This window comes from Pseudomonas asuensis (assembly GCF_014646755.1).
Classification (GTDB): Bacteria; Pseudomonadota; Gammaproteobacteria; order Pseudomonadales; family Pseudomonadaceae; genus Chryseomonas; species Chryseomonas asuensis.
In genome coordinates this window covers 86,617-108,820 of sequence record NZ_BMNW01000004.1, presented here as the reverse complement: position 1 = coordinate 108,820, position 22,204 = coordinate 86,617, and the positions used below count along the sequence as shown (strand labels likewise).

The window sequence follows — 22,204 nt, the reverse complement described above, 5'->3', positions numbered from 1 at the left end:
AACCGCCTCTAATGGCGGTTTTTTATTGCGACCTCAACGCGCCCCTGGATGCCCTTGCAGGTTCTCTTGAGCACCTTCATCAGACCGGTTGAACATTACTGACGCCCCGGTAGGCTTCAAAGGCAAAGGTCGGCGACATAGGAGCATACTTGCCGGGTAGCGGTGTTCCTGATCGACCACTCTGCCAGTGCGCCGTTCAAGGCGTGCGCGCCGTGATCCAAGGGGCTGTATCGCTACGATCAGTCGCTCATAGGAGGGGGCGGTCTGAGGTATGGTGCAGGCTAAGCAACACGATACTCATCAGCCAATCACACCGTTACTGACGCTTATCGTTCCGGTAGCATGCCCGCTTTTTCCAGGCAGAACGGGTAAATGGAACAGCGCGGGACGTTAAAGAGCTGGAACGACCAGAAGGGCTTTGGGTTTATCCGGCCGAGCCAGGGTGGGGATGAGGTATTTGCCCATATCTCGGCGGTACGGGGTGATCGGTGGCCGGTTGCAGGCGACAAGGTCTTGTACATCGCTGCGCCCGATAGCAAAGGGCGCCTGCGGGCAGAGCATATTCGTCTGGATGTTGGGATGGCGCTGGATAAACCCTCGGCTCGCCAACGATCCAAGCCTGCCAAGACTGCCTCTAAACCTACACAGGCATCGCGCCCGCCTCGTCAGAGCCGTGAGGGCATTCGCGATCTGCCAATCAAGCTTGCCGTTTTTGCCTTGCTCTGTATATTGCCGCTTTGGGGAAGCTTGCATGTCCTGTCTACTCGGCATGGCTTCTTTCCGTTGGCCCTGTATGGTGGCGCAAGCCTTCTGGCGGTCCTCTTTTACTGGCATGACAAGCACAGTGCGCTAAAGAACCAGCGGCGTATCCCCGAAAATACCCTGCATCTGCTTGAGCTGGCTGGCGGTTGGCCGGGTGGACTCATTGCGCAGCAGGTCTTTCGCCACAAGACCCGCAAGGTGAGCTATCAGGCTGCCTTTTGGATTATCGTATTGCTGCATCAGGCGCTCTGGATCGATGAGTTGTTTTTGCACCGCTTGCATTTGCTGGACCGCCTGCCGCTGTTTTTCTAAGGGCAGAAAGAAGCAGCCCGGCATGTTAGCCGGGCTGTGGTATTGCAGGACGTAATCAGCTCATACCTAGCCAATTCGGCAAGGCCATCGAAATCGCCGGGATGTAGGTGATAATCAACAGGAAGCTGATCAGCAGCATCAACCACGGCATGGCCGCGCGGATGACGTTGGCCAGCGGCATGCCTGTCACGGCGGATGTCACGAACAGATTCAACCCTACCGGCGGCGTGATCAAGCCGATCTCCATGTTTACCACCATGATGATGCCCAGGTGGATCGGATCGATCCCCAGCTGCATGGCGATGGGGAAGAGGATCGGTGCCAGGATCAGGATGATGGCCGACGGCTCCATGAACGCACCGGCAACTAGCAGCAGAACGTTCACAACCAACAGGAACTGCCAGGGTTGCAGACCCATCTCGATTACCCAGGCAGTAATCTGCTGAGGAATCTGCTCCGTGGTCAGCACATGGGCAAACAGCATGGCGTTGGCAATAATGAACATCAGCATGATGCTCAGCTTGCCGGACTCCAGCAGTACCTTGGGGCAGTCACGTAGGGTCATGTCTTTGTAGACGAACAGGGCCACAAACCCGGCATACACTGCAGCGACGGCGGCGGCTTCGGTCGGGGTGAACATACCTGAGTAAATCCCGCCGAGGATGATCACCATCAACAGCAGGCCCCAGATTGCCTTGCGCGCAGTAGTGAGAAACTCACGAAACGTGGCGCGTGGCAGGGCGGGCAGGTTCATCTTTCGAGCGACAATGTAGATCGCCACCATTAGCACCACGCCCAGCAGCAAACCTGGGATGACGCCAGCCATGAACAGCTTGCCGACCGACTGCTCGGTGGCCGCTGCGTACACTACCATGACGATGGACGGCGGAATCAGAATGCCCAAGGTACCTGCGTTACACACGATACCTGCACCAAAGGCCTGTGGATAACCGGAGCGGACCATGCCGGCAATAGCGATGGAGCCTACCGCTGCAACCGTAGCGGGGGAGGAGCCGGACAGGGCAGCAAACAACATGCAGGCCAGTACGGCCGAGATGGCCAGGCCACCACGGATATGGCCCACGCAGGCATTGGCAAAGTCGATTAGCCGCTTTGCCACACCGCCCGTGGTCATAAAGGCGCCAGACAGCAGGAAGAACGGAATGGCCAGTAGTGTGTAATGCTCGGACGTCTCGAATAGCTTGATCGCCAGTGAGCGAACCGAATCGGGGCTGAACAGCATGATGGTGACCGAGCCGGCAAGGCCCAGCGACACGGCAATGGGTACGCCGATAAACATCAACGCGAACAGTACAACGAAGAGAAAGACGACAGTCATGGTTTCTCCCCCTCATGTTCTTTAAGTTTCAGGGCATCGGCGGCTTCGTCAGCCAACCCAAGGCCTGTCTGTTGGTTACGTATGATTCTGATAAAGATTTCCAGGAAGCGAATAAACACCATCGCGTAGCCAAACGGCACAATCAGGGTGATGTGCCACTGCTTGATCCCGAAGTGGCCCAAGTCTTCCGCGCCAATGCTGGCGCCTAATAAGGTGCTTACCCAGTCAAAGCTGGCAATGGCAATAAGGCCTGCATAGGCCAGGCAACACAGGCAGGCGATAAGACCAATGATGCGCTGAACCGGTTTGCTTGCAAGCTTGACCAGTGCATCGACGCCGATATGCCCGGCCGTGCGTACGCCATAGGCCAAGCCAAAGAAAATCAGCCAGGCAAACAGGGCTTTGGTGAGGGCGCTGCTCCAGGTCATGGACTGGGCCATGTCGAGGATCTTGTCGCCGATAGCCAGTAAGGTTTCGTTGCCGCCCAGGTAGTCACCCAGGCTATAGAAAGGCGTATAGAAGTTGTTGAGAATGACGTAGGTGAAGGTCACAAGCGTCATGGCCGCCAGGAGAAAAGCAATGAAGCCTTCCTCGAAGTGGTCCCAGATACGTCGTAGGGCGCTCATCGATTGATCTCCCGCCAAGCAGGGCAGACGTGAGATGGGTCTGCCCTGAGGCAGCCCATCCGTCATTGCGCGGGTAGCTTTTTAGCTTACCCGCGCTAAAGGGTGTGCTTAGTTCTGGTTGGAAGCGTCAGCGGCCTTGATCAGATCAGCACCGATTTCGCCCTCAAACTTCTTCCAGACCGGCTTCATGGCATCGCGCCACTTGGCACGCTCTTCTGGCGTCAGAGTGATGATCTCGGTGGTTTTGGCATCCAGGATACGCTGCTTGTCACCTTGGTTCAGGCTATCAGCCTGCTTGTTCACTTCGGCAGTCACTTCCACAATGATCTTGTCCAGCTCGCTGCGCACATCGGCAGGCAGGCCATTCCAGAACTTGGTGTTGGTGATCAGCATGTAGTCCAGAAGACCGTGGTTGGACTCCGTGATGTACTTTTGTACTTCGTACATCTTCTGGCTATAGATGTTGGAGTAGGGGTTCTCGGCACCGTTGACCACACCGGTCTGCAGGCCCTGATACACCTCGGCAAAGCTCATCTTGCGCGGATTGGCGCGCACGGCCTTGAACTGTTCTTCAAGCACGGCAGAGGCCTGTACCCGGAACTTCAAACCACGGGCATCCTTCGGCTCGCGCAGTGCTTTATTGGCGGATAGTTGCTTCAGACCGTTGTGCCAGTAGGCCAGACCGGTAATGTTCTTGTCTTCCATGGACTTGAGCAGCTTCTGGCCTTCAGGGCTCTGCTGAAAGCGGTCAACGGCAGCCATGTCCTGGAACAGGAACGGCAAGTCAAAGACCTGGATCTGCTTGGTATAGTGCTCAAACTTAGCCAGGGATGGCGCGATGATCTGCACGTCGCCTAGCAGCAGTGCTTCCATTTCCTTGCCATCGCCAAACAAGGACGAGTTCGGATAGACCTCGACTTTGACCTTGCCGGGCAACCGCTCTTCCGCCAGCTTCTTGAACAGGACCGCACCTTGCCCTTTAGGCGTGTGCTCGGCAACGACGTGGGAGAACTTGATGACAATGGGATCAGCAGCATGGGCCAGTCCGGCAATGCCAAGCGAGAGGGCGCAAGCCAGCGCCTTTACGGTCATTTTGAACATACCTTTATTCCTTTCTTGTGATTATTAGCACTGGGCGGTGAAGGCAGCGCGCGTACCCGCGTTCGTTATTCAATAACGACCTTAGACGGCACCTGCAAAGTTCGCCTCTACACATCGTACGGCAAGCTACATGCCGAGAAATAGAGAGGGTCTGCAGCGTGCAATATTGTGTCACAATGATTTCAAGACTAGCGTTCTAGAGCGCCGAATAGAGGCTTCTTGAATACCGTTAGTCCAGCCCGCTTAACCAAGCGGCAGAGCTTTTGCTAAGCGTTGGCGGCAAACCGCCATTATTGCAGTTATTTGGCGGTTTTCCGCCGCTTGGTAATTGTCCAATTACGACACTTTCTGCTCAGTTATGTCGTAATTGGTGTTTTTTGCAGGGTGCACCTGTGAATCAGTTCAAGCTTGTTGTTCATTTGTCCTTCTCTGTGCGCGCTCTTACTTCTAGTCTGCAGTCTCCATTTTTAGGCATATCGCACAGCATTAAGCGAGCACATCGTTTTTACTGTCTGGCTGAACTGGCCTGCCTTGCGCGGGACTAAGCGCCCGGGCAGTAATTGACGAAAATCGATGATTTCAGTGTTTCCCTGTTTCCCTTCTCTTGCCACGCTGGTCCGCTGTATACAGGCGTGCCGTCTTCGTAATGCGATGCTGCTGAGCTCTCTGGTGTTGGCACTGGCAGGCTGTGGACAGCTCAGTCATTCAGAGATCATGAGCAAAAGTGATTCGGCTGATGCTGGAGAGTTCTTCCAGACCAACGTAGACCGCATGGCAACACTTGCAATGCGTGACAACCTCAACAGCCTCTACCGCCTGCTGAATAAGCTCTATCGCCGTAATCCGGCAGAATGGCGCAAAACGGGCCAGCCAACGATCGAGGCGGCTGAAAAGGTTATTCAGACGGCCATCGAACAGAACCGCGATCTGCCTTCGCTCAATGGCCTACGAGATATCCAGGCGCTCAGCTATGCGCTAAGTCCCGAGTTTCAAGGCGACCGGGCCGGTGCATTCATCTATGCCATCGGTACCATGCTGATTACAGCTCACGGTGGCCGCATGGAGTTCTATATTACCGACACGATCAGCGCCGAATTCATCAATAACGCGGCGCGTAATATCGAAAAAGCTACTTGGATGCTGGGGCAGCGCAAGGATTTACAGGGCAAGCGGTTGCTGCTGGCCAATCAGCTATCAAAGGATGGGCGCAACCTGAGCTTTGCAGTGGAGTTTGGCAAGATCGTAGCGCGGCTCGATCTCATCAGTGAGGTACTGGATGAGCGCTATCGGCGGCTGGGGGTAAGCTATGCGCAAGGGCTCTTGTTCATGAATTTCTTGCCAGTCCAGTAACAGGTCATAGGCTTACACGCGCCCTACACATCTCTGTAGGGCGCATGGACATGGGGCGTTAGACCTTTCTTACGAACTCTGATTTGAGTTTCATCGCGCCAATACCGTCGATTTTGCAATCGATATCATGGTCGCCTTCAACTAGGCGGATGTTCTTGACCTTGGTGCCAACCTTCACGACGAGGGACGAGCCCTTGACCTTCAGGTCCTTGATCACCGTGATGGTGTCGCCATCCTGCAGTGTGTTACCCACTGAGTCCTTGATCACCTTACCGCTATCAGAGGCTTCTGCACTTTCGGTGGCAGACCATTCATGCCCACACTCAGGGCAAACGAGCTGGCTGCCGTCTTCATAGGTGAATTCGGAATTGCATTGAGGGCAGGGCGGCAATGTGCTCACTAGACTTCCTTGGTGGGCGTTAAAAGCCGGACATTATATAGGGTTTTACCACCTGCCGCTGGTCTTGGGCGTTAGTGGGTTGCTTTGGACGTACTTTTTCCTGATGTCAGTAGCGCTCTATAGAGCTGCTCGATGTCGGCTTGTGTATAAGGCTCGCCGGACGGTATTGAGGCAATCCATCCTCGGGCTGAGTAATCGAGTACCTTCTTTAACTCACCAATCAGTTTTTGTTTGAAGAACGGGTTACGCTGAAAGTCTTTTAACGCTTCTTCGAACAGGTTGACGGTAAAGACGTAGTGCTTATGTCCACTGCGGTAACGCTCGAAGGTAAGCCGGCATCTGAGGCTTGCGTAGTTCTTGCAGACGCAGCCTATGTGTCGGATCTCAGGTAGATTGTCTATAAGTGCCAGTGAGTACCTGACGTTTTCTTCCGTGTGACGCGCATACTGCTCCAGTACGAAACGCTCAGCAGGAGCACCGTGCTTGATACAGGCGTCGGCCAAAGCCTCAGCTTCGCCCTGATAGCCGCTTGGGATGACAACACTGGGCTTGGTCGTCTGGATGATCACGTTCGCCGCCTGTGCAATCTCATCAATATGATGCGGACTACCCATAATGATCAGCGCATCGACTGGCATTAGTGAGTCAGCACCAAAGAGCTGCGTGATGAGGGCGGTAATGCTGTCAGGGTTCATGGCTTGGCTTTCCGAGAGCGACAATCTCACACCGGGCAAGCGTGTGAGAGTGAAGGAGACTGCACCTGCAATCTCCTTCTAACGCCACTGGCTTATTTCATCAGCGCGCGGGTGCGCTCGTTGGCCTTGGTAAAGCCCTTGAGTGACAGCGGGCCATGAGCCTCGCCGCCGGTAGCGATAGCTGCCGTTACGTTGAGCGCCTTGCCTTTACGCAGGGCCTTGAGCTGGGTGTTATCGAAGTTCAGCGGAGCAATACAGCCAACCGGCAGGCAGGTATGGAAGTCGACTGTACGGGTATCCTGTTCGTCTACCTGCAAACGTACGCCCTTGGTTACGGCAACGCCAAAGGGCAACACCATGAAGCCGCCAAGACCCTCTTTCTCAGGACGTAGCTCAATGGCCAACATGCGCTGTCCATCCTTGTTGTTGATAACCTGAGACATGGCGCAGACCTTGCCTTCTTCAGGGATGTTCCGACAGATCACGGTCCAGTCACCATAGGTCTCAGTCGCGGTAGGCTTGCCCTGCGCATCGCCAGGAGCGGTTTGTGCCTGTACCGTAGTGGACAGGCCGGCTCCCGTCAGCAGCATGGTCGAAAAGGCCAGCGCCGGGAGAAAGCCGTTCTGTTTCATGTGTCTTCCTTGCGGTTGTGAAGAGTGATGGCCTACAGCATAGGTCATTTGACCCGGTTGGTGCTGCCCTTATGACGACACATGAAGTCCGGCGTGCTGTCAGGGTGAGCTTATGGCAAAGTCAGGGGATGCTCGGCGGCCTGGGTTTGCAGCTATATTGCCCTATTGATCTACCGTGAGGCCCACTGATGCCCCATTACCGCGAAGCGACAATCGATGACATCGCTGGTATTTCCAGGCTGGGGCATCTATTGAACGACATGCACCATCAGGCCTGGCCGCAGATCTTTGCGTCGGCTGAAGAGGTCCAGCGTGACGAGACGAACTGGCGGCGCTCCATTGGGGCGGCAAATGCCACAACTTTTGTGGCAGAAGAGGGCGGCGAGTTGGTTGGGTTTGTCAGTGTTTATCTCATCAGCGAGACCCACACATTCTTTAACCCTATTCGTTATGCCCATGTTGGGTCCATCTGCGTGGATGCCTCTCATCGTGGTGAGGGGATCGGTCGTACACTCATGACGCTGGCTGAGCAGTGGGCGCAGGAGAAGGGTGCGGTAGACATGCGCCTCACTGTTTGGGCATTCAATGAAGGTGCCCAGCGCTTGTATGAGGAACTGGGGTACGGCGTGCGTTCGGTTTCGATGGGGAAAACATTGTTGTCACGCTAGCGCGCACCGTTGAGGCGGTTGGTTTTACACCCACCGCTACGCGCTGGAGGTACTCCAATGCGCTATCAAGCCATGGTTCTATCAGGTTGCGTGCTGTGCTTAGGCTATCCAGGTATGGCGTCAGCCGAGGCGTATAGATACCTCTCTGATAAGCGATACTGGTGGGAGGCTAACCTCGAACCTCCCACCCAATAGGTAATATTCAGGCCTTTTGCCGGGTGCTCAATACCAGAGCTATACCACCTAGTACTGCTACGGTGGTCAGCAGCAGCCGCAGTGTCAGAGCTTCACCCAGCAGCAGCGCACCGGCTAGTGCCGTCAGCACCGGCACGCTGAGCTGTACTGTAGCCGCTTGCAACGAGCCTAGTCCCCGTAAGGCTGTGTACCAAAGTGCATATCCGATCCCGGAGGTCACGGCACCCGACAACACGGCATATAGCACTCCCATGAGATCCGTGTGGCTATAGGCAATTGAGGCCAGACTGATGAGCAGCGCAGGAACGGAGGCCAGCAGAAAATTACCCGCAGTGGCTGCAAGCGGACTGGCAACCCCCCGACCTTTCAGAGAATAAAACCCCCAGGCTATTCCAGAGGCCAGCATCAGCAAGGCACCCATCATCGAGGGTGCGGTCGCGCCGGGCAGGAGTAGCGCCAGCAGCCCTCCCAGAGCCACGAGCAATCCTGATGTTGCCCAGCGGTTCAGTCGTTCGCCCCGTAGCAATCCATGGCTGATCATGGTGATCTGCACTGCACCAAACAGCAGTAGTGCGCCTGTGCCTGCCTCCAGATGTGTATAGGCAAAGGAGAAGGCGGCTGCGTAGATAAAGAGGTAAATCGCCGAAGGCCAGTTGCCAGCTGGAGTACCGTTCTGTTTGCGTAGTAGAAGCCACAGCACCAGCGCGCCCGAGAAAATTCGCAGTGTTGTAAAGCTGGCCGGATCTATTTCAGCGTGCTTGAGTGCCAGGCGGCAGAGAAGGGAATTACCTGCAAAGGCCAGCATGGCCAGCGCGGTAAAGCTCAATGTGCGTATTGTTGTAGGCATGCGTGTTCTGCATCAGAAGACGTGCCCAGAGTGTAGGCTGAATTGCCGTTTGTGAAAGGAATTAAACGGGTTGGGTCATAGTGCATGACAGGAAAAGCAGCGGAGCGGCAAAGCCGCCCCGCATTAGGTATCAGGCCTGGGCCTGTGCCGCTTTCAGCGTCGCCATGTCAATGACGAAACGGTACTTCACATCACCCTTGATCATGCGCTCGTAGGCTTCGTTGATGTTGCGGATGTCCAGCATTTCGATATCGCAGGTGATGCCGTGCTCGGCGCAGAAGTCCAGCACTTCCTGGGTTTCTGCCATCCCGCCAATGAGCGAGCCAGCAATGACGCGGCGCTTCATGACCAGGTTGCCGGCATGAAGGGCGGGCTCGATAGGTTCAATCAGGCCGACCAGGATATGCACACCGTCAAAACGCAGGGTTTCGAGGTAAGGATTCAGGTCGTGCTGCACCGGGATGGTGTCAAGCAGGAAGTCGAAACGACCGGCTGCGGCGTTCATCTGTGCTTCGTCGGTAGAAACGATCACATGGTCCGCGCCCTGACGCTTGGCCTCGTCCACCTTGGACAGCGAACGGGTAAACACGGTGACTTCCGCGCCCATGGCCTTGGCGAACTTGATACCCATGTGACCCAGACCACCCATGCCCAGCACGCCTACCTTGTCGCCCGCCTTTACACCGTAGTGCTTGAGCGGAGAGTAGGTGGTGATACCCGCGCACAGGATAGGCGCTGCGGAGGCCAGATCCAGCTTCTCGGGAATGCTCACAACGAAACGATCGCTGACCACGATACTGTCGGAGTAGCCACCCATGGTGTTGCTGCCGTCTACGCGATCCGGGGTAGCGTAGGTCATGGTAGGGCCTTCCAGGCAATACTGCTCAAGATCCTTCTGGCACGCTTCGCAATGGCGGCAGGAGTCCACCATGCAGCCCACACCGACCAGATCGCCTACCTTGTAGCGGCTGACATCGGCGCCCACGGCAGTCACCCTGCCTACGATTTCGTGGCCAGGCATCAGCGGATAAACAGCAATCCCCCACTCGTTACGGGCCTGGTGGATATCGGAGTGGCACACGCCGCAGTACAGGATTTCAATAGCCACATCATCCTTGCGCGGCGAGCGGCGCACAAAGGAATGGGGAACGAGAGGCGTCGTGGGGGACAGGGCGGCATAGCCGAATGCGTTAGTCATGCAAAACCTCACAAGGAGCAACGTTAGGAGTCCGGCTGCCGCTTCGCCAATGCAAAGGCGCACCGCCGTAGGGCGATGACAGAGCCGCAGCAGACTCATCGAGAAAGGAATAGGGCTATTGTGAGGAACTATGGAGAGGGGGTCATGACGATTCCTCCTGACGTTATGCCTATTCCTCCAGCATTTGGTAGTTATAGACTTATTGCTCCCTTGTTTTTGCGATTATGACCGTGCCTGTTACTCCTTCCGGTACCGTTTCCATGCAGTTGACCCGCCATCTCGATGCCAATGCCACCCTGGTTTCTCTGATCCAGCCGCTTGCCACGCGCGAAGGGTTTTTACCAACGCCTATGGAGCAGGTCCGAATCGTGACTGCACGTAGCAATGTGTCGCGCTCGCCTCAGATCTACGAGCCCAGCCTTATGGTGATTGCCCAAGGCAGCAAGCTGGCGTATCTGGGTGAAAGGACATTGGAGTATGGAGCCGGTCATTATTTGGTTCAGGCTCTGCCGGTCCCCTTCGAGTGCGAGACGTTCGCTACACCCGAGGTGCCGTTGCTGGGTGTTTCCATTGACATCGACCGAAGCGTACTGGGTGAGCTGGTGCTGGCGATGGGACCGGAAGAGGTTCAGCCGGCCCGTGTGCAGACGCCGGAGTCCATGGTGTCTTCCCCGCTCGATACTGCCATGCGAGAGGCGGTAGAGCGGCTGCTGCGGTGTCTGCATGATCCGCTGGAACGCCGGATTCTGGGTGCAATGCGCCTGCGCGAAGTCTTGTTTGTAGCATTGCGCGGCCCGCAAGGGGGAGCGTTGCGGGCATTGGTCGAGCAGCGCGGGCAGTTTGCCCGGATCGCAGCTTCGCTGACCTACCTGCACCACCATTACGCGGAGCCATTGAATGTAGATCAGCTGGCGCGCTGCGCGAACATGAGCACTTCTGCGTTTCACGAGCATTTCAAGCGCAGCACGCTGGTATCACCCGTGCAGTATTTGAAGCGGCTGCGTCTGATCAAGGCGCAGCAACTGCTTGTGGCCCAGCGGCTTAATGTGGCCCAAGTAGCACTTCAGGTTGGCTACCAGAGTGCTTCTCAATTCAGCCGCGAGTACAAGCGTTACTTCGATCATAGTCCGGCCGCCGAGCGGCATGAGCATCAAGCTGCCGAAGCAGCGGTGTCGTGAGTCATGCTGCTTATATGTAACCGTTACCCTTGCGCCTATGGGGTTCAATAGCCGTCTGGGGCCAATCCATTGAGCCACTTACCAGGTGCCAGCCCCTGTCGATTCAGGCAGCGTCAGCTCACCTTTGTCCTTGAAGCGTACCGTTCCCAGGAGGCCTCCGGCCAGCTTGCCGTGGATGGTATAGGGCACGCTTTTGGTAGGGGTATGCTCGGCAAAGCCCCAGAACTGGCGCACGGCCGAAAAGGCTGAGACGGTGACGGGAACGGTCAGTACCGTCTCGCCATAGCGGGGCACGCTGCCACTCTGGCTGCTGACACCACTGGCCAGCGGCTGGCCGTTGATATCCATGTCCAGCGCCAGGCCGTTGTAGTCGATAGCTGTATCGTTCGGATTTTGTACACGCAGCTTCACATTGAAACGCATTTCCAGCCCTTGCCCCGGTAGCGGCTCGATACCAGCTACGGCAATTCGCAGCGGATCACGCTGGCCCAGAGTGCTACAGGCTGCAAGCCCTACGAGAAGCAGGGCGCCGATCAATAGGCGGGAGCAAGAGCGATAGGCAGATAAAAACATGAAAGGCTCCGGTCAGCGGATGATCTATATAGAGGTGGGACCGATCATCCGCTATTTCTACTCCTGCCTACTGCAGCGATACCGTAAAAGCGTGAACCAGACGGCCTCGAACCCAACTGCAAGGGTTCTAGGCGCGTAGGCTCAGAATGCAGCCAGCAGGCTGTCCTGACACATGCGCAGCTTTTGTGTCATGCGAGCGCCAATCAGATGTTCATAGCCCAGAACGCATGGGTGATCTGTGGCGTTAAGAACTCAGTGGGAAGAGAAGGCCGCGAACGGCACTTCAGTGCTCCAGGGTGCAGGGATACCCGTCAGAGGCATATTGATGATTCGTGTAGCGGACCCTTTGGGTGGCCGGCTCACTCAATCGTATTCGGCAGACTCATGATCGCCCAGCAGGCGCCGCTGCCGGGGCGTACAGGCATCCAGCACAGCAGGGTTGAACTGCCAGTCGAGATAGGGTGAAAACTTCTGAGCCACCATGCGCCGACCATAGTGGACCTGAAGGAGGTAACGCGTGCGATCGCGGGTACGGTTGCGACTCCCGGCGTGCCAGAGTTCGCTGCGCAGGAACAAGACATCACCCGGTTGACAGAGTACCGGTTGCGCCTGTTGGCCTCGCCAGCTCGTCTCGCCCTCCAAGGGTTTTCGTCCCGCGCGATGACTGCCTGGGATAACCAGGGTAGGGCACAAGTCTTCGGTGATCTCATCCAGATAAAGCTGCGCGGTGCAGATTTGCATGGGTAGCTCAAACGTTGGGTCCTCTAGCAAGGAGGAAGGAAGCTCCATTGCCAGATAATCCGCATGAAGGTCTGCACCGATAAAGCCGGGGTGGCAGCGCCAGGCTGTTTGCCCAATGACATGGCAATCCTCGCCCATGCCTGCCTCGGCCAGTTCGATTACGCCAGGCAGGTCCAGGTAAGGCAGCCATATCGGATTACGGTTGAGTACACATTTATAGTGATCGACCAGCCCGGTGTAATCCCAGTGGATAGGCATTAGCTGGTCGATAGCGGCACGCACCTCATCGACCAGTGAAGGGCTGAGCACGCCGCGTAGCAATACGAAGCCCTGGTCATGCAGGGCCTGCAAGCGATGCCTCGTCACGCTGATGGCAGAAGCAGTCTGGCTCATGATGGCGTTTCGTAAGGATTTATCTGTTAGAACCTGCTAGGAAAATCGGGTTGCACCTAAATGCAATGATTCATAACGTCGCAGTCACGTTGAATAAGTCATAGATGCGACATTTTTGTGACAGATTCCGCGTTAGCGTAGGTGAAATGTCGCTTCTATGGTTGAAAAGCCCCTGGAGTATCGCTGATATGACGAGGTTAATTAGCCTTGCGCTAAATCATTTCAGCAAGTGACAGGCATTATTATGACAATAAAGACTCACCCTTCTTCAGATGGAACCTCCCTTTCTCCGTCACTGAAACCGCGTCACGTCACCATGCTTTCCATTGCCGGTGTTATCGGGGCCGGCCTGTTCGTCGGTTCAGGTCATGCCATTGCGGCGGCAGGTCCTGCTGTCCTGTTGGCCTATGCGTTGGCAGGGACCCTGGTCGTACTGGTGATGCGAATGCTTGGCGAAATGGCCGTGGCTTCGCCAGACACCGGCTCCTTTTCATCCTATGCCCATCAGGCCATTGGCCGCTGGGCGGGCTTTACCATCGGTTGGCTGTATTGGTGGTTCTGGGTGCTGGTGATTCCGCTGGAAGCGGTTGCGGCTGCAGCCATCCTGAATGCCTGGTTTCCAGCCATTGCCACCTGGCAATTCGCCTTGGCTATTACAGCGCTCCTGACAGTAACCAACCTGTTTAGTGTGGCCAAATATGGCGAGTTCGAGTTCTGGTTCGCGCTGCTAAAGGTCATTGCGATCATCGCCTTTATCGTGCTGGGAGCCGTGGCCATGGTTGGTGCATTACCAGGGCGCGAGGTTAGCGGCCTGGGTACGTTGATGGCGGCCAATGGCGGCTTTATGCCCAACGGCTTCAACGCGGTTATCGGGGCGCTGCTGACCACTATGTTCAGCTTCATGGGCACTGAGATTGTCACTATTGCTGCTGCTGAGTCGAAAAATCCTTCGAAGCAGATCGGCAGGGCGACCAACTCGGTTATCTGGCGTATTGGTCTGTTCTATATCGTCTCTATCTTCCTGGTGATTTCCATCGTGCCGTGGCAGGACGCCCAGCTTCCGGTAGTAGGCTCATACCAGCGTGCCTTGGAAGTCTTGTCCATTCCCCATGCCAAGTTGATCGTTGATCTGGTCGTGTTGGTTGCCGTCGCCAGTTGCCTGAACTCTGCACTTTATACCGCCTCGCGTATGTTGTTTTCCTTGAGCCGCCGTGGCGATGCACCTGCCGCCTTTGGCCGGACCGCTGCTGGCGGTGTACCGCGTGCCGCTGTATTGGCCAGCACGGCCGTAGGCTTTGCCACGACAATTGCCAACTTCACCATGCCGGAAGCCGTATTTAGCTTCCTGCTGGCAACATCCGGGGCAGTAGCCCTGCTGGTCTATCTCGTGATTGCCGTGTCGCAGCTACGGATGCGTCGCAAGCTGAATGAGCGGGGCCAGCCCATCGAGTGTCGTATGTGGCTGTTCCCCTGGCTGACCTGGCTGGTGATCGGCTTCATCATCATGGCGTTGGGTATCATGCTGATGACAGAGGCGCACCGCATGGAAATCTTGGCGACCGGCCTGCTGGCGCTGGTTGTAGTGGCCATTGGTTCCTGGCTAGGTGCCAAAGATCGTAACAACGCCGCTCTGGTAACGGCCTCGCAAGGTCATTGATCGCTTAGGGCCGGTAACGAGGCGTTGTTACCGGCCTTTCTCCTTCAGGGACCCCCCCTTTAACGGTGGCTGTACCTTTTGGTGTACAGCCAGTACACCTCTTTTCACCTATAGCGTTCGGCCCCATTTGCTCCGCTGTTTCGACTCATGCGAGAAGCTGCCCTTTGAGGATACAGGCGCACCGTTTCAGGGCTTTTTTCTGTGCCGAAGCGTCAAAAAGGTAGACATTTCTGTGGCGCTTGGGTAAAAAAGGATTATCTCTCGGCGTTAAACACGCCATGCTGTTATGAAAAAGCAGGCCTTGTTTCTATCGGTAACGTGAATATGCCCGCTAATGGTGCATTGCGTTACAGATTGACCCAATTTGGACCATAACAGTTTCGATTTTTTCATATCTGATCCTGCACAATTCTTCCTGGCTGTTTATGGCGGTAACACTTCCGCGGCACGACAATGTGCGCATCTTAAATAGTTAGTTACCTGCCATAAGCAGGAAGGAAAGCATCATGGAACAGACCCTACGTTCCGACTCGTTCAGTGCTACAAACGTCTCTACATCCAGCACTTCGCTGGTATTGCGCGCCCTGACAACACTGTCTGTTTGGCATCGCCGCATCGTCAGCCGTAACGAGCTGGCCCGTCTGGATGCCCGTATGCTGGCTGACGCTGGTATCACTGAGGCCCAGCGTTACGAAGAACTGCAAAAGCCGTTCTGGCGTTAAGTGTTACGGTTACGCACACTGTAACCGGCAAGACCTGTCGGGAGCCGTCATCGATAGCGGCTCCCATGACATCCCTCCCGCGTTTCTCCTCTCTTTCCTTCCTTTAACCGGCCCTTTGCTTCGCCGGGTTTTCTGTGCCCGCATTTTTTAATGCTGCGCCAGGGCTTCTATTGAATTGCCGGAACCTTGCCTGAGGCTTAAAGTCAGTCGCCTATAACCAGAACAACCCCTGCGCAGCAGACCTTGATGGACGACTCGCGGGTAAATCGCCACGTCGACTGCTGGCATGCATATGGAATGTGAGGGAGGTTAATTGGCAATGCTTTTCTTTTCGCGGCGCGCTAGACCCCTGTTTCGGCGCACTGCCGCGGTGTTTCTGTTAGGGGTGAGTCTGGCCGGTATGGCAGGCTGCTCGGACGATTTACAACCAACACCCCAACCGCCTCATGTAAAAGTCCAGCGTGTTGCCCTGGAAGATGTAGCGACTACCACTACCCTGACCGGCGATGTGCAGGCGCGCATCCAGACAACCTTATCCTTTCGCATCAGCGGCAAGATCAACGAGCGTTTGGTTGATGTAGGTGATCACGTCAAGCAAGGGCAGGTTCTCGCTCGGCTCGACCCTCAGGACCAACGTAACAACGTAGCGGCAGCTGAGGCACAGGTATTTTCTCTACAGTCCAGGGCAAACCTTGCCCGTGTGCAGTTCGAGCGACAAAAAGCATTGATGCCCAAGGGGTACACCACCCAGAGTCAATATGATGAGGCCCAGGCTGCATTGAAGGGCGCAGAGAGCGCCTTGAGTGCCGCGCGTGCCCAGCTGGACGATGCTCGCAAGCAACTCAGCTACGCGAATCTGGTATCGGCTGCCAGCGGTGTGATTACGGAGCGGCAGGCCGAGGTAGGACAGGTTGTTCAGGCGTCCATGCCAATCTTTACCCTGGCGCAGGAGGGCGACCGTGATGCGGTCTTCAATGTACAGGAGTCATTGCTGGCTCATGACCCAGGCGACCGGCCTATCGAGGTTGCACTCCTCCATGATCCCGCAGTCCGCACCACAGGGCATGTGCGGGAGGTTTCACCGGTCATTTCCCAGCAGAGCGGCACTGTGCGTGTGAAGGTTCTGCTCGACAAGGCCCTACCGCAGATGGCTTTGGGCGCTACCGTCACAGCGTCACTCGGGACGCCGGAGAAGCGACAGGTCGTGCTGCCTTGGACAGCGCTCAATGGCACCGTAGAAAAGCCAGCCGTGTGGGTACTGGATACCGACAATCGCGCTCGGCTCAAGCCGGTAAGGGTTGCCCGGTATATCACTGGCCAAGTGATGATCGATGAGGGGTTGGCACCTGCTGATCGCGTGGTAACGGCAGGTGGCCAATTGCTTTATGACGGGCTCAAGGTTGAGGTCGTTGAAGTGACGGACCATGCGCCGCCCATCCAGCCCGCTGCTATCAATCCCGCCGATAAGGCCAAAGGGCAACAGGGGGCGTCATCATGAGCAGGGTACGCTTTCTCCTGTTAGGGCTTGTAACGCTATTGGCAGCGTGCTCTGACAAGCAGGAGCCGCCGCCTCCGGTGCGTCCCGTGCTATTTGTTGAGGCTAAACCTCAGCAGGTTCGCTCGCTGGGTGCATTTACCGGCCATATTCAGGCCCGGTATGAATCAACCTTGAGTTTCCGCGTAGGCGGCCGTATCGCTCAGCGGAAGGCCGATGTGGGAGACCTTGTGAAAAAAGGGACCTTGCTAGCCGCCCTGGACCCCACGGATCAGCAGAATGCCTACCGCAGCAGCGAGGGCGATCTGGCTCAGGCTCAGGCCCAATGGATGGATGCCGAAGCAAATGCCAGACGGCAGCAGGCCCTGTATGCCAAGGGTGTCGGCTCCAAGGCGCAGCTTGATCAGGTCATGGCCCAGCTGCATACGGCACGCGCAGCACGTGACCGTGCGCAAGCTGCCCGGGATCAGTCGCATAACCAGCTCTCCTACAGCGAGTTGTATACCGACTTCGATGGTGTAATCACGGCCTGGCATGCCGAGACCGGGCAGGTCGTATCTCCCGGCGAGCAGGTTGTTACCCTGGCGCGCCCTGAAGTCAAGGAGGCGGTTGTCGACGTACCGGCAGGGTTGGCGGAAACGTTACCTGCCGATACGACCTTTACAGTCACCTCGCAGTTGGACCCCTCGGTTTCCACCACTGGCCACATTCGTGAATTGGCGCCCCAAGCTGATGCGATGACGCGGACGCGGCGGGTACGGCTCACCCTGGGAACGCTACCCCCGGCGTTCAGGTTAGGCTCGCTGGTAACCGTGGCGCTGACCAACGACACGCCCCGGGAGCTTACCGAATTGCCGGCCAGCGCACTTCTTGATGAGGGCGGAAAGACATCCGTCTGGATTGTCGACCCTGAGTCCCGGAGAGTGTCGCTGCGCGAAGTGCATGTGCTGGCTCGAGAGGAGCGGACGATTACGGTCGACAGTGGACTGAAGGCAGGCGAGCGGGTTGTAACGGCCGGCGTACATAGCCTTAAACCCGGACAAGACGTGAAAATGGATGTGGAACAGCGCTGATGAAATCCCTCAATCTTTCTGACTGGGCGCTGCGTCACCAGTCTTTTATCTGGTACATCATGTTCGTCGCGCTGCTGATGGGCACCTACTCCTACTTCAACCTTGGCCGCGAAGAGGACCCTTCCTTCACCATCAAAACCATGGTGATACAGACCCAATGGCCGGGTGCGACGACTCAGGAAACCCTGGAGCAGGTGACTGACCGGATCGAGAAAAAGCTCGAAGAGCTGGATTCTCTGGATTACACCAAAAGCTTTACCCGGCCGGGGCTGAGCACGGTATTTGTGTACCTGCGCGATACCACCAGCGACAAGGAAATTCCTAACATTTGGTATCAGGTACGCAAGAAGGTTTCTGATATTCAGGGGCAGTTTCCGCAAGGGATACAGGGACCGGCCTTCAACGATGAGTTTGGCGATGTATTCGGTAGTATTTATGCCTTCACTGGAGACGGCATCTCGTACCGGCAACTGCGAGACTATGTAGAGCAGGTACGCCTGGATATCCGTGCGGTACCCGATCTGGGCAAGGTCGAACTCATGGGTGCGCAGAACGAGGTCATCTATCTTGACTTCTCGACCCGCAAGCTGGCTGCGTTGGGCTTGGACCAGCGGCAGATCATGCAAAGCCTGCAGGCACAGAACACTGTGACGCCTTCGGGGGTGATCGAGGCGGGTCCCGAGCGTGTCTCGGTGCGCACTTCCGGTGAGTTCAAGTCTGAAAAAGACCTTGAAGCAGTCAATCTCCGAATCAATGATCGCTTCTACCGTCTGGCCGATCTGGCCACCATCCACCGTGATTACGCTGACCCACCCACGTCTTTATTTCGTTTTAACGGTGAACCGGCCCTGGGGCTGGCCATTGCCATGCGCAAAGGCGGCAACGTGCAGACCTTTGGCGCGGCCCTGTCCGAGCGGATGAACGCAATTATTGGCGAGTTACCGGTTGGTGTGGGCGTGCATCAGGTGTCCAACCAGGCAGAGGTAGTGGAAAAGGCCTCCAGCAGCTTTACCCATGCCCTGTTCGAAGCGGTCATCATCGTGCTGGTAGTGAGTTTTATCAGCCTTGGGTTACGTGCTGGACTCGTCGTGGCGTGCTCGATTCCCCTTGTGCTCGCCATGGTATTTCTCTTCATGGAATACAGCGGGATTACCATGCAGCGGATCTCCCTCGGGGCACTAATCATTGCCCTGGGACTTCTGGTGGACGACGCCATGATCACCGTTGAAATGATGGTGACCCGACTGGAGGAGGGCGACTCGCTGCACAAGGCGGCTACCTACGCCTATGACCATACAGCCTTCCCAATGCTGACCGGCACGCTGGTTACCGTAGCGGGGTTCGTACCTATCGGTCTTAACAAAAGTACGGCTGGGCAGTACACCTTTACGTTGTTTGCGGTGATTGCTGTGGCGCTGATCCTGTCCTGGCTCGTGGCCGTGCTGTTTTCACCGGTCATGGGTGTGCATCTGCTACCCAAATCGCTCAAGCACAAAAAGCAAAAGGCGCCGGGCCGATTGGCCCGCTGGTCGCAGGGTTCGCTGGTGTGGGCCATGCGGCACCGCTGGATAACAATCATTCTGACCGTGCTGCTCTTTGCTGCATCGCTATTTTGCATGCGTTTTGTTCAGAATCAGTTTTTCCCCTCTTCGGATCGTCCCGAGATTCTGGTTGACCTGAATCTGCCGCAAAACAGCTCCGTGCTGGAAACCCGTGCGCAGATGGATCGCTTCGAGGCCTCGCTCAAGGGTGATCCGGATATTGCCCGTTGGAGCTCCTATGTAGGGCAGGGCGCGGTGCGCTTCTACCTGCCGCTGGACCAGCAGCTCAACAACCCGTTCTATGGGCAGGTCGTTATCGTCAGCAAAGACCTGGACGCACGCAACCGGCTGATTCCTAAACTCAAGGAGCGGCTCAAGAACGAATTCGTCGGGCTTGATGGGTATGTGCAGCCCTTGGAAATGGGGCCGCCGGTAGGGCGACCGATCCAATACCGCGTTAGTGGTCCGAGCATTTCCGAGGTACGCAAGCAGGCACTGGCGCTGGCCAGTACCATCAGTGCCGATCCGCATATCAGTGACATCCTTTTCGACTGGAACGAGCCCGGACGCGTGCTGAGGATCGATGTGAACCAGGACCGCGCCCGACAGTTGGGGCTGTCCTCCCAGGACGTAGCGCAGATCATGAACAGTGTGGTGAGCGGTACACCGATCACCCAAGTGCGTGACAGCATCTATCTCGTCAATGTGGTGGGGCGCTCCGAGGATGCCGAACGCAGCTCTATCGAGACCGTAGAAAACCTGCAGATCGTGACCCCTTCAGGTACATCGATTCCGCTCAAGTCCTTTGCCACAGTAGGCTACGAGATGGAGCAGCCCCTGGTATGGCGGCGCAACCGACAACCGACCATTACGCTGAAAGCCACGATTGAGGGCGCCATCCAGGCACCGGATCTGATCAAGGCCCTTCAGCCTAAAGTTGATGAATTCCAGAGCAACCTGCCGCTCAACTACCACGTCAACATAGGCGGCACCGTGGAAGAAAGCGGCAAGGCGCAAAAGCCGATTGCAAGCGTGATCCCGCTCATGCTGTTTCTCATGGCCACGTTCCTGATGATCCAGCTCCAAAGCGTCCAGAAGATGTTTCTGGTGGCCAGTGTCGCCCCACTAGGGTTGATTGGGGTCGTACTGGCACTGGTGCCTACGGGAACCCCGCTGGGGTTTGTGGCCATTCTTGGGGTGCTGGCGCTGATCGGCATCATTATTCGTAATTCAGTGATTTTGGTAACCCAGATCGATGAGTTCGAACAGGACGGACGCCATCCTTGGGAGGCGGTTATCGAGGCGACTAACCATCGACGTCGACCGATCCTGCTGACTGCAGCCGCAGCCAGTCTTGGCATGATTCCTATTGCCCGGGAAGTATTCTGGGGGCCCATGGCCTATGCAATGATCGGCGGCATTGTGGCGGCAACCCTGCTCACGCTGTTATTCCTGCCAGCGCTATACGTCACCTGGTATCGCATTCGCGAACCAAACAAGGCGCAATAAGAAAGGAAAAACGGCAGCTGAACCGCCCCGGAGGGGGTGGGCGGTTCCAGCATGCCACAAGGAGCTATCTCTGGAGCTGCAGCAGGGTGCGGGAGGGAGAAGCCGGTGCAAAAGCGACTCTCGTCAGGGCTAACGAGAAGAGCACCAGCAATACTGCAGCTCACATGGCAGAGAATAAAAGCGTAACATCTGGAAATAAATAGGCTGCCAAGCGAAACAGCGTTACGGAGCAGGCAACAATAATGGATACGTTACAAGGTATGCGGATTTTCACCCGGGTGGTCGACGCGGGCAGTTTTACGGCCGCTGCGGCCTTGCTGGAGTTATCGACGGCGCAGGTTTCCCGTGTGATCTCTGATCTGGAAACGCATCTGCAAACACGTTTGTTGCACCGGACTACCCGGCGGCTGGCACTGACAGAGGCGGGGGAGCGTTACCTGGAACGCTGTCGCGGAATTCTTGACTCAGTGGCTGAGGCCGAAGCAGAAGCCAGCGGTGCGCATCTGAAGCCCTCCGGTCGCTTGCGGGTTCACTCCCTGACCGGGTTGGGTACCGAGCATCTGGCGCCTCTGGCGGCGCTCTATGCTGAGCGCTATCCCGATGTCACGCTGGATTTCACGCTATCCCAGAATCGACCTGACCTGATTGAAGAAGGCTACGACGTAGCCATTACCATGGATCGAAATTTGCCTGATTCCGAACTGGTCGCCCAGCGGCTTGGCGAGGTCTACAGCGTTGTCTGCGCCTCGCCCGATTACCTGGCCAAGTGGGGCACGCCCCATCATCCGCGTGATCTGAATGAGCATACGTGCCTGCTGCTTCAGGACCCGACCTTTCCTGAGGAGTGGGTATTTACCAAAGCGGGTGAGGAAACATCGATCAGGCCGCGCTCGATCTATCAGGTGAATGTAGCGGATGCGCTGGCCAACACGGCCAAGGCAGGCTTGGGGCTGTGCCTGCTCCCTAGTTTTATTGCAGCGCCGGCCTTACGGGAAGGGGGGCTGGTACGCGTATTGCCGGAGTACCGTCTTCGCGAGCGGAGCGTGTATGCGCTGTATCCCTCCCGGCGGTTTCTGGATGCCAAGATCAAGGCATGGGTGGACATCCTGAAGGAGGAACTGCCCAGACGCTTTAGTCATGACGATGACGTGGTAGCCATGCATTCCTACTGGGCCATCTGAGCCTGCCTCGCCTGGA

20 protein-coding genes are annotated in these 22,204 nt (G+C 56.5%); 10 read left to right on the top strand and 10 right to left on the bottom strand.

Features of this window, described 5'->3' with window-relative positions; genetic code table 11:
* Window positions 1–372 precede the first annotated feature (372 nt).
* The gene (locus IEX86_RS09940; protein ID WP_188865974.1) at window positions 373–1,074 is read left to right on the top strand and encodes a DUF1294 domain-containing protein; all 702 of its coding nucleotides are present in this window, start codon (window positions 373–375) and stop codon (window positions 1,072–1,074) included.
* A gap of 55 nt (window positions 1,075–1,129) precedes the next feature.
* Here the strand turns inward: IEX86_RS09940 and dctM are convergent, their stop codons facing one another.
* From dctM to dctP, 3 genes are all read right to left on the bottom strand, one after another.
* On the bottom strand, window positions 1,130–2,413 hold the full coding sequence (gene dctM, locus IEX86_RS09935) for a C4-dicarboxylate TRAP transporter large permease protein DctM (RefSeq protein WP_188865973.1): 1,284 nt from the start codon (window positions 2,411–2,413) through the stop codon (window positions 1,130–1,132).
* Complete coding sequence (locus IEX86_RS09930; protein ID WP_188865972.1) at window positions 2,410–3,039, bottom strand: TRAP transporter small permease; 630 nt, start codon at window positions 3,037–3,039, stop codon at window positions 2,410–2,412. The genes dctM and IEX86_RS09930 overlap by 4 nt, the downstream gene beginning before the upstream one ends.
* A 108-nt stretch (window positions 3,040–3,147) precedes the next feature.
* Window positions 3,148–4,140: a C4-dicarboxylate TRAP substrate-binding protein DctP gene (dctP, locus tag IEX86_RS09925; RefSeq protein ID WP_188865971.1), complete on the bottom strand. Its 993-nt coding sequence runs from the start codon at window positions 4,138–4,140 to the stop codon at window positions 3,148–3,150.
* Between the two features lie 651 nt (window positions 4,141–4,791).
* On the opposite strand from dctP, the gene IEX86_RS09920 reads away from it, so the two are divergent.
* Window positions 4,792–5,490: a hypothetical protein gene (locus IEX86_RS09920; RefSeq protein ID WP_188866332.1), complete on the top strand. Its 699-nt coding sequence runs from the start codon at window positions 4,792–4,794 to the stop codon at window positions 5,488–5,490.
* A gap of 58 nt (window positions 5,491–5,548) precedes the next feature.
* Here IEX86_RS09920 and IEX86_RS09915 read toward each other — a convergent pair whose 3' ends face one another.
* The 3 genes from IEX86_RS09915 to IEX86_RS09905 all read right to left on the bottom strand — a co-directional run bounded on the left by IEX86_RS09915 (window position 5,549) and on the right by IEX86_RS09905 (window position 7,217).
* Entirely contained in the window at window positions 5,549–5,890 is a 342-nt protein-coding gene (locus IEX86_RS09915) for a zinc ribbon domain-containing protein YjdM (protein ID WP_188865970.1), read from the bottom strand.
* Window positions 5,891–5,961: 71 nt separating this feature from the next.
* Window positions 5,962–6,585 (bottom strand): YdcF family protein, encoded by a 624-nt coding sequence (locus IEX86_RS09910; RefSeq protein ID WP_188865969.1) that lies wholly within the window; start codon window positions 6,583–6,585, stop codon window positions 5,962–5,964.
* A 92-nt stretch (window positions 6,586–6,677) separates the two neighbouring features.
* Window positions 6,678–7,217, bottom strand: a complete 540-nt coding sequence (locus tag IEX86_RS09905; RefSeq protein WP_188865968.1) for an invasion associated locus B family protein — start codon at window positions 7,215–7,217, stop codon at window positions 6,678–6,680.
* Window positions 7,218–7,405: 188 nt separating this feature from the next.
* Between IEX86_RS09905 and IEX86_RS09900 the strand changes: the two genes are divergently transcribed.
* Window positions 7,406–7,885 carry a GNAT family N-acetyltransferase gene (locus IEX86_RS09900; protein ID WP_188865967.1) on the top strand — a complete coding sequence of 160 codons (480 nt, stop codon included), beginning with the start codon at window positions 7,406–7,408 and terminating at the stop codon, window positions 7,883–7,885.
* Between the two features lie 202 nt (window positions 7,886–8,087).
* Here IEX86_RS09900 and IEX86_RS09895 read toward each other — a convergent pair whose 3' ends face one another.
* Window positions 8,088–8,927 (bottom strand): DMT family transporter, encoded by an 840-nt coding sequence (locus IEX86_RS09895; protein WP_188865966.1) that lies wholly within the window; start codon window positions 8,925–8,927, stop codon window positions 8,088–8,090.
* A 130-nt stretch (window positions 8,928–9,057) separates the two neighbouring features.
* Window positions 9,058–10,125, bottom strand: a complete 1,068-nt coding sequence (locus IEX86_RS09890) for an NAD(P)-dependent alcohol dehydrogenase (RefSeq protein WP_188865965.1) — start codon at window positions 10,123–10,125, stop codon at window positions 9,058–9,060.
* Between the two features lie 260 nt (window positions 10,126–10,385).
* On the opposite strand from IEX86_RS09890, the gene IEX86_RS09885 reads away from it, so the two are divergent.
* On the top strand, window positions 10,386–11,303 hold the full coding sequence (locus tag IEX86_RS09885; protein ID WP_188866331.1) for an AraC family transcriptional regulator: 918 nt from the start codon (window positions 10,386–10,388) through the stop codon (window positions 11,301–11,303).
* Between the two features lie 78 nt (window positions 11,304–11,381).
* On the opposite strand, the gene IEX86_RS09880 is transcribed toward IEX86_RS09885, so the two are convergent.
* Together IEX86_RS09880 and IEX86_RS09875 are read right to left on the bottom strand one after the other, a co-directional pair.
* On the bottom strand, window positions 11,382–11,876 hold the full coding sequence (locus IEX86_RS09880; RefSeq protein ID WP_188865964.1) for an LEA/WHy family protein: 495 nt from the start codon (window positions 11,874–11,876) through the stop codon (window positions 11,382–11,384).
* A gap of 363 nt (window positions 11,877–12,239) precedes the next feature.
* Window positions 12,240–13,010: a phytanoyl-CoA dioxygenase family protein gene (locus IEX86_RS09875; RefSeq protein WP_188865963.1), complete on the bottom strand. Its 771-nt coding sequence runs from the start codon at window positions 13,008–13,010 to the stop codon at window positions 12,240–12,242.
* A gap of 244 nt (window positions 13,011–13,254) precedes the next feature.
* Between IEX86_RS09875 and gabP the strand changes: the two genes are divergently transcribed.
* From gabP to IEX86_RS09845, 6 genes are all read left to right on the top strand, one after another.
* Complete coding sequence (gabP, locus tag IEX86_RS09870) at window positions 13,255–14,667, top strand: GABA permease (protein WP_188865962.1); 1,413 nt, start codon at window positions 13,255–13,257, stop codon at window positions 14,665–14,667.
* Between the two features lie 506 nt (window positions 14,668–15,173).
* Entirely contained in the window at window positions 15,174–15,389 is a 216-nt protein-coding gene (locus IEX86_RS09865) for a DUF1127 domain-containing protein (RefSeq protein ID WP_188865961.1), read from the top strand.
* 319 nt (window positions 15,390–15,708) lie between these two features.
* A complete protein-coding gene (locus tag IEX86_RS09860) occupies window positions 15,709–16,887 on the top strand; it encodes an efflux RND transporter periplasmic adaptor subunit (protein ID WP_188865960.1) in 1,179 nt (392 codons plus the stop codon).
* Entirely contained in the window at window positions 16,884–17,957 is a 1,074-nt protein-coding gene (locus tag IEX86_RS09855; protein WP_188865959.1) for an efflux RND transporter periplasmic adaptor subunit, read from the top strand. Before IEX86_RS09860 ends, IEX86_RS09855 begins: the two co-directional genes overlap by 4 nt.
* Window positions 17,957–21,007 carry an efflux RND transporter permease subunit gene (locus IEX86_RS09850; protein WP_188865958.1) on the top strand — a complete coding sequence of 1,017 codons (3,051 nt, stop codon included), beginning with the start codon at window positions 17,957–17,959 and terminating at the stop codon, window positions 21,005–21,007. Before IEX86_RS09855 ends, IEX86_RS09850 begins: the two co-directional genes overlap by 1 nt.
* 242 nt (window positions 21,008–21,249) lie before the next feature.
* Complete coding sequence (locus IEX86_RS09845) at window positions 21,250–22,188, top strand: LysR family transcriptional regulator (RefSeq protein WP_188865957.1); 939 nt, start codon at window positions 21,250–21,252, stop codon at window positions 22,186–22,188.
* The last annotated feature ends 16 nt before the right edge of the window (window positions 22,189–22,204 follow it).